Here is a 16,909-nt window from a genome sequence, read left to right as displayed (position 1 = left end):
TCGCCCGACAGGTCAAATGCCTGCGTGCCGCCACCGGGTCGTGCTGGCCGGCAGCGGTTCACTGTGCATGGGGTTGTTTTCGAGATTCTTGTTCGAGGGCGCGTTCGCCCTCGAACAAAAACGCGAAGCGAAGCAATCCGGCCGGGCTGGTGGCCGGATTGCTTCGTCGCTTGGGCTCATTCACCGGATAGCGAAGAGCTCGTCTGCGTCCTGAGCGATCGCCCGCTCAGGATGCCAGAGCGTTGGTCTCGTCCGCCAGAAGGCCGGCAGCGGCATGCAGCATCCCATCTGCCGCCGACATGACCTGATCGATCAGCAGATTGCCGGCGGAGAGCTCGAGCCGGGTCTCGATCCACTGCCAGAGCCCGCGGATTTCCTCGGTCGACTTGCCGTTCGGCGCGAATTCGCTGACGGCGAGACCGTTGGCGAGCGAGTCCTGGTGATCGTTGCGCATCACGATCATGGGCGTGCGAGCACGTCGACGAGATCGAGCGCCGCTTCTTCGGCGAGCGCGTTGGCCGCGTTGTCGATGCGCTGGCCGCGGATCGGCGTCTGGTTCAGCACGAAGCTGTAGGGCCGCTTCCAGGCGCGCGCGACGCTCAGCGTCGAGACAGTGGCCTCGATATCGGCGACGCTCGGGCGGGCCGGGATCAGGCAGAGGTCGGAATGGCGGATCGCGGCGGTGGTCGCGGCGCTGAGGCCGGCCGCGGTGTCGACGATCGCGAGCTGGAGGCCGCTGTCGGCCAGCATCTTCAGCCGCGGCGCGACATCTGCGGCGTGATAGATCGGTTCGACGACGACATCGTCGTTGTTGCGGCGGCGCTGCCAGTTGGACAGGGTGCCCTGCGGGTCGGTCTCGATCAGGCGGACGGTGAAGCCGGCCCGCTTGGCGGCCAGCGCGAGGCCGATGGCGAGCGTGCTCTTGCCACTGCCGCCCTTTTGGGTGGCCAGTACGATCGTGTGCATGGAAAGTTGAATCCTTTGGAGTGCCTGGGTCGTTGGGGTGACGCCACGCGAACGTGCATCGCCACTGGATGCTGAGCTCTTCTCGCTCAGGACGTGCCCTGCCCGATCCAAAGGGGACCGCGGATGTCCGAATCGACGGGTAGGATGATGGCAGAATCGGGAATGCCAGCTAATCCGTACCATTACTGGACCCGTAATCCTGCGTGTGATGTGCTCGCCGCAGTGAATAAGAAGGGCAAGGGACATGGGCGGAAATTGGCGCGACAGGACGGCAACGAGCTTTGAGTGTCAGAAGATGCCGGCGGTCGCGAGCCGCGGCATGGTGGTGAGCAACCATCCCCTGGCCTCCAGCGCCGGCGCCGAGATGCTGGCCGCCGGCGGCAACGCCATCGATGCTGCGATCGCCACCCTGTTCACGCTGACCGTGGTCGAGCCCATGATGGTCGGCATCATCGGCGGCGGCATGGCGCATATCCGCCTCGCCGACGGCAGCCACCGCTTCATCGACGGCCAGAGCACGGTGCCGGCGGCGGTCCGCGACACCACCTACACCTCCAGGCCGGGCTCGGCCCACGACGTGTTCGACACCGTTGGCAACGAGAACCTGAACGGCCCGAAGGCGGTTGCCACGCCGGGCTCGCTGAAAGCCTGGTGCGAGACGCTGCGCCGGTTCGGCACCATGAGCCTCGCCGAAATCATGCAGCCCGCAATCAAGCATGCCGCGCGCGGCTACGCCGCGACGCCGTACTTGCATGAATGCATCCGCGAGAGCGCCGTCGCGATGCGCAAGGACAAGCCGATCGCGGCGATCTATTTGCCTGATGGAGAGCAACTCAAGGTTGGCGACCGCGTGGTGCAGGCTGAATATGCCGAGACACTTCGTTATATCGCCGACCACGGCGAGAAAGCGCTCTACGAGGGGCCGCTCGGCGACATTCTCGTCGACTACATGGAGAAGGCCGGCGGCTTCATCCGCCGCAACGATCTGACGAGCTACAAGACCGTCGAGCGCCAGCCAATCCGCGCCGACTATCGCGGCTGGACCATTTTGGGGCCACCGCCGCCCGCGGCCTCCGGCGTGCACATCGCACAGATGCTGAACATCCTGGAAGGCTACGACATCGGCGGGCTCGGCTTCGGCACATCAGAGACCATCCACTACCTCGCCGAAGTCCTGAAGATCGCCTTCGCCGACCGCGCCGCCGCCAGCGGCGACCCAGACTATGTCGGCGTGCCCGTGGAGAAGCTGACGTCAAAAGCCTACGCCGAGGAGCGCCGCCGCGCCATCGATCCGGCGCGGGCGCAGGCTTTTGGCGCCGGCGTGACGCAGCTCGAAAGCGCGCACACCACGCACATGACGGCGGCAGACAGCTTCGGCAACGTGGTCGCGACCACGCAGACCATCAACAATCTGTTCGGCGCCAAGATCATGATTCCGGGTCTCGGCGCCATCGCCAACAATTACATGAACCTGTTCGATCCGCGGCCGGGCCATGCGCTGTCGCTGGCGCCGGGCAAGCGCGTGACGACCTCGATGTCGCCGATGATGGCGCTTCGTGACGGCAAGCTGCGCTACGCGTTGGGCCTCCCCGGCGGAAAGCGCATCTTCCCAAGCGCGATGCAGGCGCTGGTCAATCTGATCGACCACGGCATGAGCCTGCAGGAAGCGGTCGAAGCGCCGCGGGTCTGGACCGAGGGCAACGCGCTCGAGGTCGAGCAAGCCGTTCCAGAGAGCGTCCGTGCGAGGCTCGCGGCGTTGGGCCACAAGGTGCAGCCGGTCGCGACGGTCGCCGGCGGCATGAACGGGATCGCCTTCCACGACGACGGCACCATGACCGGCGCCGCCTGCTGGCGCGCGGACGGCACGCCGGTCGGGATCTCCGGCGGCCTTGCGAAGAGCGGGATCAGGTTCAGGCTGAATTGATCATTACTTCCGCACGCAGATCACGCGCACGACCGCTGCCTGAGCATCCGTCGACGTGCCGTTGGCGGCGACGCCGTTCGCTTTCAGGAAATCGCGCACAGCATCAGGGGAAACCATCACCGCCTGTGATGCCGGCACCGTTGTCGCCGGCCCCGCAACCATTGCCGGCTTCAACAGCACAAGGCCGGCGAACTTGCCCTCGCCATCAACCGCCGGCCCGCCGGAAAATCCAACGGCTGGTGGCGGCGACAGTGCGGCATCACCGCCACCGACCGATGCCAGCGCGGCCTTGACGGTCGACACGCCGGCCGCGCCGCCCTGGCTCTGCGGATCGGCGACGCCGACGAGATCGACGCTTGTTTTGGCCGCTCCGCCGGCGAGGCTGAGCGGCTTCAAGCCACGTGCGCCATAGATGTGCAGCAGCGCGAGGTCGTGCTCCCCGTCCTCGGCGAGACGATCCGCATTGCCGTAGCCGCCGATGGTGATGGCGAGACAGGAATCCGTGACGAGGCGATCGGTGATGATCGCGCCGTCATCGCTGACGACGATGCCGGTGCCGTATTCGACGGCTTTGCGCGGCGGCGGTCCAGCCTGCGGCCCTGACGGGAATGCATTGAACGCACTCGACATCGCGATCACGACCGGCTCGACCGTGTTCTCGGTCGCCTGGTCGTACAAGATCGTCATGATGCGGACTTCGTCGCCCTTGAAGGTGCCGCGCACGTAAAATTTCTTCAGGCCCTGCAATCCCGACAGCACGAAGAAGTCGGGCTTCACCACGGTGTAGTCGACCTTGCGTCCGGCCGGTTCCTTCTTCTCGGCGTCCGCGAGCTTTGCGGTCGTGGGGTTCGCCTCCTTACGGCGGCTCAGCAGCACCTGCACCGTTCCCGTCGGCGAGCTCCATTTCGAGCCGTTGGCGTCTGTGGCCTGCTGCGGCACCAGCTTTGAGGGAATGCCGAGCCGCGCGCCGCTGGTCATCTCCGTCACGATTTTCCAGCCGACGCTGTCCTGCTTGCGCCGCGCGGTCTCGGCGAGCGCGGCGCGCTCCTGCGGATTGAGCACGCCGGTTGGCTTGCCGCCCTTGGCTTTCTGGTACTCCTTGATGGCGTCGACCATGCGGGAGCTGACGTCGCCGGTGATGGCGCCGTTATATTCGCCGACCCAGGCGAGGTCGGACTGCAGCGATAGCCGCTCGGTTTGCGCCATCGCGTCCGCGGTTTCCGACGCCGTCTGCAGGGCGGGCGGCTTGATCGGAACCGTCTGGACCACCTTCGGCTTGGCGCCGGGGACCTGCGGGGTCGTCATCTGGGCGCTGGTGCCTGTGGCGGACGCCAACATCAGTGTTGCCGCAAGCATCGATCTCATGACAAATCCAGCCAGCCCATTGAACGCGCCGCCATTGAAGCACATCTCGTTGGTCGCGAACAATGTTGCGGTGGTTCAGGAGTAGAAGAGCTTGCTCAGCCCGGACGAACTCGAACGCTATGCCCGCCATATCGTCTTGCGCGATGTCGGCGGTCCCGGCCAGGCTGCGCTGAAGCGGGCCTCCGCGCTGGTGATCGGCGCTGGCGGGCTCGGCGCGCCGGCTCTGATGTATCTGGCTGCGGCCGGCATCGGCACGCTCGGCGTGGTCGACGACGACGTCGTGTCGCTGTCCAACCTGCAGCGCCAAGTGATCCACACGACGCCCGACATCGGCCGGCACAAGGTCGAGAGCGCGGCCGAGCGGATCGCGGCGCTCAATCCGCATGTCCGCTTCGTTGGCCACGCCACCTGGCTCAATGCCGACAATGCGCTGAGCCTGATCGGCGACTACGATCTCGTGCTCGACGGCTCCGACAATTTCTCGACGCGCTATCTGGTCTCGGATGCCTGCTTCTTCGCGAAGCGGCCGCTGATCACCGCGGCGCTCGGCACGTTCGACGGCTCGCTCACCACCATCCGCGCGCATGAGACAAACGAGCAGGGCCTGTTCAACCCGACCTATCGCTGCCTGTTTCCCGAGGCGCCGCCGCCCGGTACCGTGCCGGCCTGCGCCGAGGCCGGCGTCATGGGCGCGCTTGCGGGCGTCATGGGCTCGATGATGGCAATGGAGGCGATCCGCGAGATCGTCGGCTTTGGCGACGGCCTGGTCGGCCGCCTCCTGATGATCGATGCACGCGCGATGCGCTTCGAGACGCTGCGCTATGCGCGCGATCCGGCCAATCCGCTCAACGGCGATGGGCCGGTCATGACTGACCTCAGCGCCCATCGCACCTGATCGAAGCCGCTACTTCGTCGCCGGTTTTTCGCTGTCGAGATGCGCCATCTGCTCGGCCGCATAGCGCGTGCCGGCGGCAACGTTTGGCGGGAAGGCTTTTGCCAGGGCGGCGAGATGTGCCGGCGTCAGCGTCACCCTGGTCGCGCCGAGCGCCTCGGAAAGACGGTTGCGGGTGCGGGCGCCGACCAGCGGCACGATCTCCTTGCCCTGCGCGGCGACCCAGGCGATCGCGACCTGTGCCGGCGTTGCGCCGATCTCGGCGGCAATAGTGCGCAGCTGCTCCACCAGCGCGAGATTGGCGTCGAGATTCGCGCCCTGGAAGCGTGGTGTCATCAGCCGGTAATCCCTGCCGGTCTTGCCGGACTCCTTCGACCAATGGCCGCTGATCAGGCCGCGCGCCAGCACGCCATAGGCGGTGATGGCGATGCCGAGCTCGCGGCAGGTTTTCAGGATGTCGCGCTCAATGCCACGCTCGATCAGCGAATATTCGATCTGGAGATCGGCGATCGGATGCACCGCATGTGCGCGGCGGATGGTGTCGGAGCCAACCTCGGACAGACCGATATGCCTGACATAGCCTGCCTTCACGAGATCAGCGATGCCGCCGATCGTCTCCTCGATCGGCACAGAGGGATCGAGACGCGCCGGGCGATAGACATCGATGTAGTCGGTGCCGAGGCGTTGCAGCGAATAGGCCAAGAAATTCCTGGTTGCGGCTGGCCGCGTGTCCATTCCGACAAATTCGCCAGCCGGACCGCGCAGCGCGCCGAACTTCACGCTGATCTGCACTTTTTCGCGCGCGACATTTTTCAGCGCCTCGCGCACCAGCATCTCATTGTGACCCATGGCGTAGAAATCGCCGGTGTCGAGCAGCGTGATGCCGGCATCGAGCGCGGCGTGAATGGTGGCGATGGCTTCGCCACGATCGGCGGCGCCGTAGACTTCGGACATGCCCATGCAGCCGAGGCCAAGGGCGGAGACGTTGGGGCCGGTCGAACCGAGTTTGCGCTGTTCCATAATGGCTCTCCTCGAAAGGCGGCGGCCGACGGCGCCGCGTGACGAGGCCAGATATGCGCCCTGTCCATTACGGCGATAAGCTGGACAATCTGGAATAGCTTGTTCATCTTACCGAACAATGGCCGATCCCGACCTGCGCGATCTCGACGCCTTCGTGGCGGTCGCCCGCACCCGCAATTTCCGGCGGGCGGCGGTCGAAATTCGCGTGTCTGTGTCGAGCCTTAGCCAGCGGTTACGGGATCTGGAGGAGCGTCTCGGCGTCCGCCTGATGAACCGCACCACCCGCAGCGTCGCGCTGACGGAGGCAGGCGAGCTGTTGCTGTCGCGGGTTGGCCCGGCCTTGCGCGAGGTCGGCGATGCCCTGGATCAGGTGCGAGGCCTGCGCGAGGTTGCCTCGGGCCGCCTGCGCATCAACGCGCCGCCGCCGGCGGTGGATCTCGTGCTCACGCCGATGGTCGGGCCTTTTCTCGCGGCCTATCCGCAGGTCGACCTCGATGTCGTCTCCGAAAGCGGCTTCGTCGACATCGTCAGCGCGGGCTATGATGCCGGCGTGCGCTATGGCGAACACCTCGCGCAGGACATGGTGGCGATTCCGCTGAGCGGTCCGCAGCATTATGTCGTGGTCGCGTCGCCGGCTTACGTCGCGCGCCGCGGCCGACCGAAACATCCAAAGGATCTGCTCGATCACGATTGCATCCGCGCGCGCTACTCGAGCGGCGTCATGCATGATTGGGAGTTCGAGAAAGCCGGCCAGATCATGAAGGTCGATCCGCCTGCAAAACTGATATCGACGAACATGAGTCTTGCGATGCGCGCCGCGCTCGACGGCGTCGGCATCTGGGCAAGCCTCGATGGCTATGTCGGCGACGCCGTGAAGTCCGGTGCGCTGGTCGGCTTGATGGAAGATTGGTGCGAGCCGTTCCCGGGTCCGTTCCTGTATTATCCGAGCCGGCGCCAGGTGCCGCCGGCGCTGCGCGCCTTCATCGATTTTGTCGCCGATTGGCGCAAGCGCAGCAAATAAACCTCAGAGCATGCTCGGCAGCACGCGATCCGGCGGCTTGTGCGCGTCGAGGAAGGTGCGGATGTTGATGATCACCTTCTCGCCCATCTCGACGCGGCCTTCGATCGTGGCCGAGCCCATATGCGGCATCAGCGTCACCTTGCCGGCTTTGGCGAGCCGCACCAGCTTTGGGTTGACCGCCGGCTCGTGCTCATAGACGTCGAGACCGGCGCCGCCGATTTCGCCGCCTTCGATCAGCTTGATCAGCGTGTCCTCGTCGGTAACTCCGCCGCGTGCGGTGTTGACGATGTAGGCGTCCTTGCGGATCAGCTTCAGCCGGCGCGCCGACAGCAGATGATAGGTCGCCGGCGTGTGCGGACAGTTCACCGAGATGATGTCCATCCGCGCCAGCATCTGGTCGAGGCTTTCCCAATAGGTCGCACCAAGCTCTTCGGCGATCTTCGGCGCGACGGGACGGCGGTTGTGATAGTGGATCTGCAAGCCGAAGGCGCGGGCGCGGCGCGCGACCGCCTGGCCGATGCGGCCCATGCCGATGATGCCGAGGCGCTTGCCGCCGATGCGGTGGCCGAGCATCCAGGTCGGCGACCAGCCCGCCCAGGGCTTTCCTTCCGTCAGCACCGAGGCGCCTTCGATCATCCGGCGCGGCACCGCCAGGATCAGCGCCATGGTCATGTCGGCGGTGTCTTCGGTCAGAACCTTCGGCGTGTTGGTGACGGTGATGCCGCGGGCATGCGCGGCCTCGACGTCGATATTGTCGACGCCGTTGCCGAAATTCGCGATCAGACGGAGCTTGCAGTCGGGCTGATTGACGATGTCGGCGCTGATGTGATCGGTGACGGTCGGAACCAGGATGTCGGCGGTGCGCGCGGCTTCGGCGAGCTGCTCCGCCGACATTGGCGCGTCGTCGAGATTGATGCGTGCATCGAACAGCTCGCGCATCCGGGTCTCGATCGAGTCCGGCAGCTTGCGCGTCACCACGACGAGGGGCTTTTTCTTCACCGACATGTCTTGCCCTCATGAGGCGTTGCAGGCCGCCTCTGTCGCCAAAGGCCGGCCGTTGAGGCCTCATTAACCCGGTTGTTCGACACTGCCTTAGCCGTGTCGTCCCCGGCGTTTCCTTCAAGCTTTCCCCCCACTTTCCGGCTGGAAAATCGGGGCAAACTGGTTGTTCAGATGTCCGTCCTCTCTAGCAGAAGGCCGGGCCAAGACAAGAACCACGGGTTTGGCTTGGCGGAACATCCGCGCAGGGGCGGGAGAGGGGTTTCACGGCAGGTTTTGGAATTTGGGGTGAGGACCTGGTCTGGCCGGGTCTTCGACAGGAGACGGGTTGATGGCGTTGGGGCGTTTTTGTTCGGTAATGGCGCTCGTTTGCACCTGGTTGAGCGCCTCGGTCAGCCCCGGGCACTCGGCCAAGGACAACACCCCCCAGACGGCCAGCGGCCTTCCGGTGCCGCGCTATGTCAGCCTCAAATCGGATCATGTGAACGTCCGCGCCGGCCCGACCAAGGACAATGACGTGGCCTGGGTCTACACCCGTTCCGGCCTGCCGGTCGAAATCACCGCCGAGTTCGAGAACTGGCGCCGGGTGCGCGATTCCGAGGGCGCCGAGGGCTGGGTCTATCATTCGCTGCTGTCGGGTCGCCGCACTGCCGTGGTCACCATGAAGCACAAGGACGATCTGGTGCCGATCTATGACCGCGCCGATCCCGACAGCGCGGTGGCCGCAAAGCTTCAGGCCGGCGTCGTCACGCAGGTGAAAAAGTGCACCACCAGCTGGTGCCACGTCACCGGCAACGGCTTCGACGGCTGGATCCAGCAGGAGCGGCTTTGGGGCGTCTACGCCGACGAGCAGGTCAACTGACCCCGAAGGGTCATCCCAGGGCGATGCGCAGCATCGAGCCCGGGATCTCGAGATTCCCCGGTGCGCAATTGCGCACCTGAGGTCTGGTGCTTCGCGCCATCCCGGAACGACCGGGTAAAACGACAATGGCCGGACAAGCCCGGCCATGACGATCAAATTAACAGTTTAAGACGATCTCAGCGCTTCTTGCGCAGGCGTACGACCATGTCGATGCGCGCGATCTCGTAGCCTTCCGGCACCTCCGGCATCTTGGACAGCGCCAGATGCGGATCCTCGATATCGACCAGCTCGTGGCTGTTCTCGAGGTAGTAGTGATGGTGCGTGGTGACGTTGGTGTCGAAATAGGTCTTGGTGCCGTCGACGCTGATCTGGCGCAGCAGGCCGGCATCGGTCAACTGGTTCAGCGTGTTGTAGACGGTTGCGAGCGAGACCGGGACCTTGGCCAGCGTCGCTTCCTCGTAGAGCATTTCGGCGGTGAGGTGGCGCGCACCCTTGCCGAACAACAGCCAGCCGAGAGCCATCCGCTGGCGCGTCGGGCGCAGGCCGGCAGACTGGAGCATTTCATTGACGTCGTGCCATGGGCAGCCGGTCAGGGCCGGCTGGCGGCCGGATAGAAGGGCCGCCGCGTGGGCGTCTTCGTCGTGATGAGTGGCGTTGTTTTCGCTCATTTCCAGAATTCGGGCACGCGTGAACACTATCTATCTGCAATATATGGACAGATAGATGCAGGTGCAAGTTTCTCGCAACTAGAGTGGTTCTAATCCGTAAAGGAACCGGGCCAGGTCCCGGTCATTTTACCTTCATGGGACCGCTTTGCTACCCGAAAAGGCCTGTGTTAGAGAGCGCGCGGTTCCGCCTAACCGATTTTGGCGCAGCCGGGTATTGAGGCCCGGCCCGCAGTCGATCCCGGCTCGGACTTGCGCCTGACGACGTCACTTGGCGTTGCTTTCCGAACGAAACGGGGCCCATTTTTGCCAGAAACGCCGCTCAATCGGGGTTCAAACAGAGGCTTCCGCATGCTGAACAGGCGCAACGGTTACGAATACGAAGATCTGCTGGCATGTGCCCGCGGTGAGATGTTCGGCCCGGGCAATGCCCAACTGCCGCTGCCGCCGATGCTCATGTTCGACCGCATCACGGAAATCAGCGACAATGGCGGCGAGTACGGCAAGGGCGTGGTGCGCGCCGAGCTCGACGTGAAATCCGACCTCTGGTTCTTCGGCTGCCACTTCAAGAACGATCCGGTGATGCCCGGCTGCCTCGGCCTCGATGCGCTGTGGCAAATGGTCGGCTTTTATCTGGGCTGGACCGGAGGCGAAGGTCGTGGCCGCGCGCTCGGCTTGAACGAATTAAAGTTCAGTGGCCAGGTGCTGCCCGAGGCCCGCAAGGTTGTGTACAACGTCGATATCAAGCGCGTGATGCGTTCAAAGCTCGTGCTCGGCATTGCCGACGGATGGCTTTCGGTCGACGACCAGATTATTTATCGCGCGAAGGATCTGAAGGTCGGCCTGTTCAAGCAGGGCACGAGCCTGGGCTAACGCGCATCACCGAGAAGACAACGATTAAGGCGAGGCTGTCATGAGGCGGGTTGTGGTCACCGGGATGGGTATTGTCTCGTCGATCGGAAACAACACCCAGGAAGTGCTTGCGAGCCTTCACGAGGCGAAGTCGGGCATTTCGCGGGCCGAGAAATATGCCGAACTCGGCTTCCGTTCGCAGGTGCAAGGTGCGCCGACACTCGATCCTTCGACGGTGGTCGACCGCCGTGCGATGCGCTTCCTCGGCCAGGGCGCGGCGTGGAATCACGTTGCGATGGAGCAGGCGATCCAGGACTCCGGCCTGTCGCCTGACGAAGTCTCCAACATCCGCACCGGCATCATCATGGGCTCCGGCGGTCCCTCGGCGCGCACCATCGTCGAGTCCGCCGATATCACCCGCACCAAGGGACCGAAGCGCGTCGGTCCGTTCGCCGTGCCGAAGGCGATGTCGTCCACGGCGTCCGCGACGCTCGCGACCTGGTTCAAGATCAAGGGTGTGAACTATTCGATCTCCTCGGCCTGCGCGACGTCGAACCATTGCGTCGGCAATGCCTATGAGACGATCCAGATCGGCAAGCAGGACGTGGTCTTCGCCGGCGGCTGCGAGGAGCTTGACTGGTCGCTGTCGGTGCTGTTCGACGCCATGGGCGCGATGTCGTCGAAATACAACGACACGCCCGCCACCGCTTCGCGTCCCTATGACGTCAACCGCGACGGCTTCGTCATCGCCGGCGGTGCCGGCGTGGTGGTGCTGGAAGAGCTCGAGCACGCCAAGGCGCGCGGCGCACGCGTCTACGGCGAGATCGTCGGCTATGGTGCGACCTCGGACGGTTACGACATGGTCGCGCCGTCGGGTGAAGGCGCCGAGCGCTGCATGCGCATGGCGATGTCGACGGTGAAGACCAAGGTCGACTACATCAATCCGCACGCCACCTCGACGCCGGCCGGCGATCCGCCGGAAATCGATGCGCTCCGCCGCGTGTTCGGCGCCGGCGAGAAGTGCCCGCCGATCTCGGCGACCAAGGCGCTGACCGGCCACTCGCTGGGCGCGACCGGCGTGCAGGAGGCAATCTACTCGTTGCTGATGATGAACAACGGTTTCATCTGCGAAAGCGCGCACATCCAGGAGCTCGACCCCGTGTTCGCCGACATGCCGATCGTGCGCAAGCGCATCGACAACGTCAAAATCGGCACCGTGCTGTCGAACTCGTTCGGCTTCGGCGGCACCAACGCCACCCTGGTGTTCAGCCGGCTGGATGTATGATTTCAGCGATGCTGTCATGCCCCGCCTAGTGCGCAATTGCGCACGGGGGGCGGGGCATCCAGTACGCCCTGGCTTCTCGATCTATCACATACGTCTCTGGAATATTGGATCGCCCGCCCCAGTGCGCGAGTGCGCACAAGGCGGGCGATGACCCGGGAATAGTGGGAGTAAAGAAGCAATGGACGGTTTGATGCAAGGCAAGCGCGGTCTGATCATGGGCATTGCCAATGATCATTCGATCGCCTGGGGCATGGCGAAGACGCTGCATGCCCACGGCGCCGAGCTCGCCTTCACCTTCCAGGGCGAGGCACTCGGCAAGCGCGTCAAGCCGCTCGCGGAGTCTCTCGGCGTCGAGTTGGTGCTGCCGTGCGACGTCGAGGACATCGCCAGCGTCGATGCCACGTTCGACGTCTTGCGCGAAAAGTGGGGCAAGCTCGACTTCGTCATCCACGCGATCGGCTTCGCCGACAAGAACGAGCTGAAGGGCCGCTACGCCGACACCAGCCGCGAGAACTTTTCGCGCACCATGGTGATTTCCTGCTTCTCGTTCACGGAGGTCGCAAAGCGCGCCGCCGAGCTGATGACGGAGGGCGGCAGCATGATCACGCTGACCTTCGGCGCCTCGGAGCGCTCGATGCCGAACTACAACGTGATGGGCGTGGCCAAGGCGGCGCTGGAAGCCTCGGTGCGCTATCTCGCCTCCGATTTCGGACCGCGCGGCATCCGCGTCAATGCGATCTCAGCCGGCCCCATCCGCACGCTCGCCGGCTCGGGCATCGGTGAGGCGCGCGCGATGTTCGCGTTCATGCAAAAGCACTCGCCGCTGCGCCGCGGTGTCACGCTCGACGAGCTCGGCGGCTCGGCGCTGTATCTGCTGTCAGATCTCTCGGGCGGCGTGACCGGTGAGATCCATTATGTCGATTCCGGCTACAACACCGTCCTGATGCCGAGGCCGGATGATTTGAAGGATTCGGAGTAGGCTTATAGCGCCGTAGGTGGGCAAAGGAGCGCAAGCGACGTGCCCACCATCTCGCTCAACGATTGCGAAACGGATGGTGGGCACGCTTCGCTTTGACCACCCTACGAGAGTTGGTTTATTCCGCCGCGATCTTCTCCGCACACTGGAATGCCAGCCGCGCCATGCAGCGCCGTCAGCACGCGCTCATGGGGCAGCCCGCTCTCTTCCATCAGCCAGAGCGTCGAGAACGAACGCGAGCGGGGTGACCAATAGAGCTTGATGATGGCGCATTTCCTTTGTTCTTCCAGTGGTAGTACTTCATCATGAACCCGTTCGACGGCTCGACCTCTTCCTTCTCGAACACAAAGCCCTCGCGCTCATACCAGCGCCAGGCCTTTTCGTTTTCGCGGACGCAGCGCAGATACATTTCATCCGGCATGTGCGTGCGCGTGAAGGCAAGTAACCTCCGCCCGAGCGATTGCCCCTGATAGGCGGGCCCGACGAACAGCATGTCGAGATAGAGCTTTGGCAGATGCAGCGCGAGCATGGCGGCGATCGTGCCGTTGTCGTCGGCGACGAACAGGCTCCAGCCGTTCTCCATCTCGCGCCGGATGCGCGCCCGCAAATTGGCCAGCAGGTATTCGCTGGCCTCGGCGAGCCCGGTCGAGACCCAGCTCTCCGTCCAGACGCGGCCGATCTCGTCATATTCGTCGGGACGGGCAGGGCGGATGATCAGATCAGGCATTGGCACTTCCAGTTCGATCTGCCGGCCGTATGCGGCAAGTCGCTTTTAATGATCCCGGTAGTCCAGGAAAATTCCCCTTAGGCCCGCTGGCTGCGTGCGGCCTGCCGCGGGCGCGCCTTGCCGGCCGACAGGCACACCACCTCGGAAATCTGGAGCAGCTGCCGCGCCAGCGGGCTGGTCTTGCGCCAGACCATGCCGATGGTGCGCGAGGGCTCGGGATCGCGGAATCGCGACAGCGAGACCGAGGCCGATCGCGTCTCCACCGACACCGCCATCTCCGGAATCAGCGTGACACCGATGCCGGCGCTGACCATCTGGACCAATGTCGACAGCGAATTCGCATCCAGCATCTCGCGCGGTGGCGCCGACTGCATGTTGCAGAACGACAGCGCCTGGTCGCGGAAACAATGGCCCTCCTCGAGCAGCAAGAGCCGCATCTCCCGCATCATCTCGCGCGACGGCACCGGCGTGCCCGCGTCCGTGCCTGGCCGCACCAGCAGGAATTTTTCCTCGAACAGGGCGACCTCGGTGAGCGAGGGTTCGGAGACCGGCAGCGCGACGATGGCGGTGTCGAGCCGGCCCTCGACCAGTTCCTGGATCAGCCGTGGCGTCATCGTCTCGCGCACGCGGATGTCGAGCTCCGGATGCAGACGCGTGAGGTTCTTTGTGATCTTGGGCAGCAGATAGGGCGCGATCGTCGGGATCATGCCGATGCGCAGGCGGCCCGCAAAGCGGTCCTGCGAGGCGCGGGCGAAATCGCCCAGTTCATCGACCGAGCGCAGGATGTCACGGACGCGTTGTGCGAGTTCTTCGCCGAACCGGGTCAGCGCGACCTGTCGGGCGCTACGCTCCAGCAGCAGCCCGCCGAGCGCTTCCTCGAGTTCCTTGATCTGCATCGACAGCGCCGGCTGCGAGATGGAGCAGGATTCCGCGGCGCGGCCGAAATGACCATGGCGCGCCAACGCGTCGAAATACCGCAGTTGGCGCAGCGTCACGTTGATCATCAGAAAATCCTATCGCAGCGATCATTAAAGTCAACTTCCCCTGATCGAACGCGACGCCTAGAGTGGTTGTACCTGGTCAATGGCGCGAGTGCGACGCCACCAGAGGAGGTATTCATGGACGACACTTCGAAGTGCCCGTTTTCGGGCGGAAAACCCACGCCGGTGAACCGCGACTGGTGGCCCACCCAGCTCAACATTGAGATGCTGCACAAGAATTCCAACCTGTCCGATCCGATGGGCGAGGCATTCGACTACGCCAAGGAGTTCAAGACGCTCGACCTGAACGCGGTCATCAAGGACCTGACCGCTCTGATGACGGACTCGCAGGAATGGTGGCCCGCCGACTTCGGTCACTACGGCGGTCTCATGATCCGCATGGCCTGGCATAGCGCGGGCACCTACCGCATCACGGACGGCCGCGGTGGCGCCGGTGCCGGTCAGCAGCGTTTCGCTCCGCTCAACAGCTGGCCCGACAACGCCAACCTCGACAAGGCGCGCCGGCTGCTCTGGCCGATCAAGCAGAAATACGGCCGCAAGATTTCCTGGGCCGATCTGATGGTGCTCGCCGGCAACGTCGCGTTGGAGTCGATGGGCTTCAAGACCTTCGGCTTTGCCGGTGGTCGCGCCGACGTCTGGGAGCCGGAAGAGCTCTATTGGGGTCCCGAAGGCACGTGGCTGGGCGATGAGCGCTACAGCGGCGAACGCCAGCTCGCCGAGCCGCTCGGCGCGGTGCAGATGGGTCTCATCTACGTGAATCCGGAAGGCCCGAACGGCAAGCCGGATCCGATCGCCGCGGCCAAGGACATCCGCGAGACCTTCTTCCGCATGGCGATGAACGACGAAGAGACCGTTGCGCTGATCGCGGGCGGCCACTCGTTCGGCAAGACCCACGGCGCCGGCGATCCGTCGCTGGTCGGTCCGGAGCCGGAAGCGGGCGCGCTGGAAGATCAGGGCCTCGGCTGGAAGAGCAAGCACGCGTCGGGCCTGGCGGGCGATTCGATCACCAGCGGTCTCGAGGTGACCTGGACGACGACGCCGACGAAGTGGAGCAACAATTTCTTCGAGAACCTGTTCAAGTACGAATGGGAGCTGACGAAGAGCCCGGGCGGTGCGAACCAGTGGACGGCCAAGGGTGCCGACGCGATCATTCCGGATCCGTTCGACAAGTCGAAGAAGCATCGCCCGACGATGCTGACGACCGACCTCTCGCTGCGCATGGATCCGGCCTATGAGAAGATCTCGCGCCGCTTCCTCGAAAACCCCGATCAGTTGGCGGACGCGTTCGCCCGCGCCTGGTTCAAGCTCACCCACCGCGACATGGGTCCGATTCAGCGCTACCTCGGCCCGCTGGTGCCGAAGGAGACGCTGATTTGGCAGGATCCGATTCCGAAGGTCGACCACGAGCTGGTCAACGATCAGGACGTGGCTGCACTGAAGACCAAGATCCTGGCTTCGGGCCTCTCGGTGTCGGAGCTGGTCTCGACCGCCTGGGCGTCGGCCTCGACGTTCCGTGGCTCGGACAAGCGCGGCGGCGCCAATGGCGCGCGCATCCGTCTTGCCCCGCAGAAGGACTGGGAAGTGAACCAGCCGGCCCAGCTCTCCAAGGTGCTCGGCAAGCTCGAAGCGATCCAGAAGGACTTCAACACGTCATCCAGCGCCAAGAAGGTCTCGATCGCGGACCTCATCGTGCTCGGCGGTTCTGCCGCGGTCGAGAAGGCCGCCAACGATGCCGGCGTCGACGTCAAGGTCGCGTTCACGCCGGGCCGCATGGATGCGACGCAGGATCAGACCGACGTCGAGTCCTTTGCTCCGCTCGAGCCGCGAGCCGATGGCTTCCGCAACTACGTCGGCAAGAAGCATCAGTTCCTGCAGCAGGAGGAAGCCCTCGTCGATCGCGCGCAGCTTCTGAAGCTCACCGGGCCGGAGATGACGGTGCTCGTCGGCGGCCTGCGGGTGCTCGGTGCCAATGCGAACGGTTCGAAGCACGGCGTCTTCACCGCCAAGGTGGGCACGCTCTCCAACGACTACTTCGTCAACCTGCTCGACATGAGCACGCAGTGGACGCCGGCCGCTGACGGCTCCTACGAGGGCCGTGACCGCAAGACCAATGCGGTGAAGTGGACCGGCACGCGCGCCGATCTCATCTTCGGCTCGCACTCGCAGCTCCGCGCCTTCGCCGAGGTCTATGCCTCGTCGGATGCGAAGCAGCAGTTCGTGCAGGATTTTGCCAAGGCCTGGACCAAGGTGATGAACCTCGATCGGTTCGACCTCGCGGCCTGATCCCTGAGCTCAGAGAACACAAACAAAAAGGGCGGCCGCGAGGCCGCCCTTCGTGTCTCTGACGTGGTGCC

The 16,909-nt window shown here is 64.5% G+C and carries 14 protein-coding genes and 2 pseudogenes; 8 read left to right on the top strand and 8 right to left on the bottom strand.

Annotation, left to right across the window (positions count from 1 at the left end):
* Nucleotides 1–226: 226 nt before the first annotated feature.
* Nucleotides 227–966: pseudogene (locus JJC00_RS00310) on the bottom strand (AAA family ATPase).
* A 244-nt stretch (nt 967–1,210) separates the two neighbouring features.
* Between JJC00_RS00310 and ggt the strand changes: the two are divergent.
* Nucleotides 1,211–2,890 (top strand): gamma-glutamyltransferase, encoded by a 1,680-nt coding sequence (gene ggt / locus JJC00_RS00305; protein ID WP_200470809.1) that lies wholly within the window; start codon nt 1,211–1,213, stop codon nt 2,888–2,890.
* A 3-nt stretch (nt 2,891–2,893) separates the two neighbouring features.
* Here the strand turns inward: ggt and JJC00_RS00300 are convergent, their stop codons facing one another.
* Complete coding sequence (locus JJC00_RS00300) at nt 2,894–4,255, bottom strand: serine protease (RefSeq protein WP_200470808.1); 1,362 nt, start codon at nt 4,253–4,255, stop codon at nt 2,894–2,896.
* A 91-nt stretch (nt 4,256–4,346) separates the two neighbouring features.
* On the opposite strand from JJC00_RS00300, the gene JJC00_RS00295 reads away from it, so the two are divergent.
* Complete coding sequence (locus tag JJC00_RS00295; RefSeq protein ID WP_200470807.1) at nt 4,347–5,150, top strand: HesA/MoeB/ThiF family protein; 804 nt, start codon at nt 4,347–4,349, stop codon at nt 5,148–5,150.
* 9 nt (nt 5,151–5,159) lie between these two features.
* Here JJC00_RS00295 and JJC00_RS00290 read toward each other — a convergent pair whose 3' ends face one another.
* Nucleotides 5,160–6,167: an aldo/keto reductase gene (locus JJC00_RS00290; protein WP_200470806.1), complete on the bottom strand. Its 1,008-nt coding sequence runs from the start codon at nt 6,165–6,167 to the stop codon at nt 5,160–5,162.
* Between the two features lie 118 nt (nt 6,168–6,285).
* Here JJC00_RS00290 and JJC00_RS00285 point away from each other — a divergent pair, with 118 nt between their 5' ends.
* Nucleotides 6,286–7,188, top strand: coding sequence for a LysR family transcriptional regulator (locus tag JJC00_RS00285; protein WP_200470805.1), 903 nt, complete (start codon nt 6,286–6,288; stop codon nt 7,186–7,188).
* A 3-nt stretch (nt 7,189–7,191) separates the two neighbouring features.
* Here the strand turns inward: JJC00_RS00285 and JJC00_RS00280 are convergent, their stop codons facing one another.
* Nucleotides 7,192–8,193 carry a 2-hydroxyacid dehydrogenase gene (locus JJC00_RS00280; protein WP_200470804.1) on the bottom strand — a complete coding sequence of 334 codons (1,002 nt, stop codon included), beginning with the start codon at nt 8,191–8,193 and terminating at the stop codon, nt 7,192–7,194.
* Between the two features lie 325 nt (nt 8,194–8,518).
* Here JJC00_RS00280 and JJC00_RS00275 point away from each other — a divergent pair, with 325 nt between their 5' ends.
* Complete coding sequence (locus JJC00_RS00275; protein WP_200470803.1) at nt 8,519–9,049, top strand: SH3 domain-containing protein; 531 nt, start codon at nt 8,519–8,521, stop codon at nt 9,047–9,049.
* 176 nt (nt 9,050–9,225) lie between these two features.
* Here JJC00_RS00275 and irrA read toward each other — a convergent pair whose 3' ends face one another.
* On the bottom strand, nt 9,226–9,717 hold the full coding sequence (irrA, locus tag JJC00_RS00270; RefSeq protein ID WP_200470802.1) for an iron response transcriptional regulator IrrA: 492 nt from the start codon (nt 9,715–9,717) through the stop codon (nt 9,226–9,228).
* A gap of 348 nt (nt 9,718–10,065) precedes the next feature.
* On the opposite strand from irrA, the gene fabA reads away from it, so the two are divergent.
* From fabA to fabI, 3 genes are all read left to right on the top strand, one after another.
* Nucleotides 10,066–10,587, top strand: a complete 522-nt coding sequence (fabA, locus tag JJC00_RS00265) for a bifunctional 3-hydroxydecanoyl-ACP dehydratase/trans-2-decenoyl-ACP isomerase (protein WP_200473936.1) — start codon at nt 10,066–10,068, stop codon at nt 10,585–10,587.
* 40 nt (nt 10,588–10,627) lie between these two features.
* On the top strand, nt 10,628–11,851 hold the full coding sequence (fabB, locus tag JJC00_RS00260) for a beta-ketoacyl-ACP synthase I (RefSeq protein ID WP_200470801.1): 1,224 nt from the start codon (nt 10,628–10,630) through the stop codon (nt 11,849–11,851).
* A gap of 178 nt (nt 11,852–12,029) precedes the next feature.
* On the top strand, nt 12,030–12,830 hold the full coding sequence (fabI, locus tag JJC00_RS00255) for an enoyl-ACP reductase FabI (protein ID WP_200470800.1): 801 nt from the start codon (nt 12,030–12,032) through the stop codon (nt 12,828–12,830).
* Nucleotides 12,831–12,982: 152 nt separating this feature from the next.
* Here the strand turns inward: fabI and JJC00_RS38830 are convergent.
* From JJC00_RS38830 to JJC00_RS00245, 3 genes and pseudogenes are all read right to left on the bottom strand, one after another.
* Nucleotides 12,983–13,090 (bottom strand): annotated as a pseudogene (locus JJC00_RS38830) (glutathione S-transferase family protein); the annotation flags it as partial.
* Nucleotides 13,039–13,554: a GNAT family N-acetyltransferase gene (locus tag JJC00_RS00250; RefSeq protein ID WP_200470799.1), complete on the bottom strand. Its 516-nt coding sequence runs from the start codon at nt 13,552–13,554 to the stop codon at nt 13,039–13,041. The gene JJC00_RS00250 and the pseudogene JJC00_RS38830, both read right to left, overlap by 52 nt.
* A 77-nt stretch (nt 13,555–13,631) precedes the next feature.
* Nucleotides 13,632–14,558, bottom strand: a complete 927-nt coding sequence (locus JJC00_RS00245; RefSeq protein ID WP_200470798.1) for a hydrogen peroxide-inducible genes activator — start codon at nt 14,556–14,558, stop codon at nt 13,632–13,634.
* Nucleotides 14,559–14,672: 114 nt separating this feature from the next.
* Between JJC00_RS00245 and katG the strand changes: the two genes are divergently transcribed.
* The gene (gene katG / locus JJC00_RS00240; protein ID WP_200470797.1) at nt 14,673–16,838 is read left to right on the top strand and encodes a catalase/peroxidase HPI; all 2,166 of its coding nucleotides are present in this window, start codon (nt 14,673–14,675) and stop codon (nt 16,836–16,838) included.
* Nucleotides 16,839–16,909 lie beyond the last annotated feature (71 nt).

It is taken from the genome of Bradyrhizobium diazoefficiens (genome assembly GCF_016616885.1).
In the GTDB taxonomy this organism is placed as follows: Bacteria; Pseudomonadota; Alphaproteobacteria; order Rhizobiales; family Xanthobacteraceae; genus Bradyrhizobium; species Bradyrhizobium diazoefficiens_F.
This window is presented reverse-complemented; position numbering and strand designations above follow the sequence as displayed.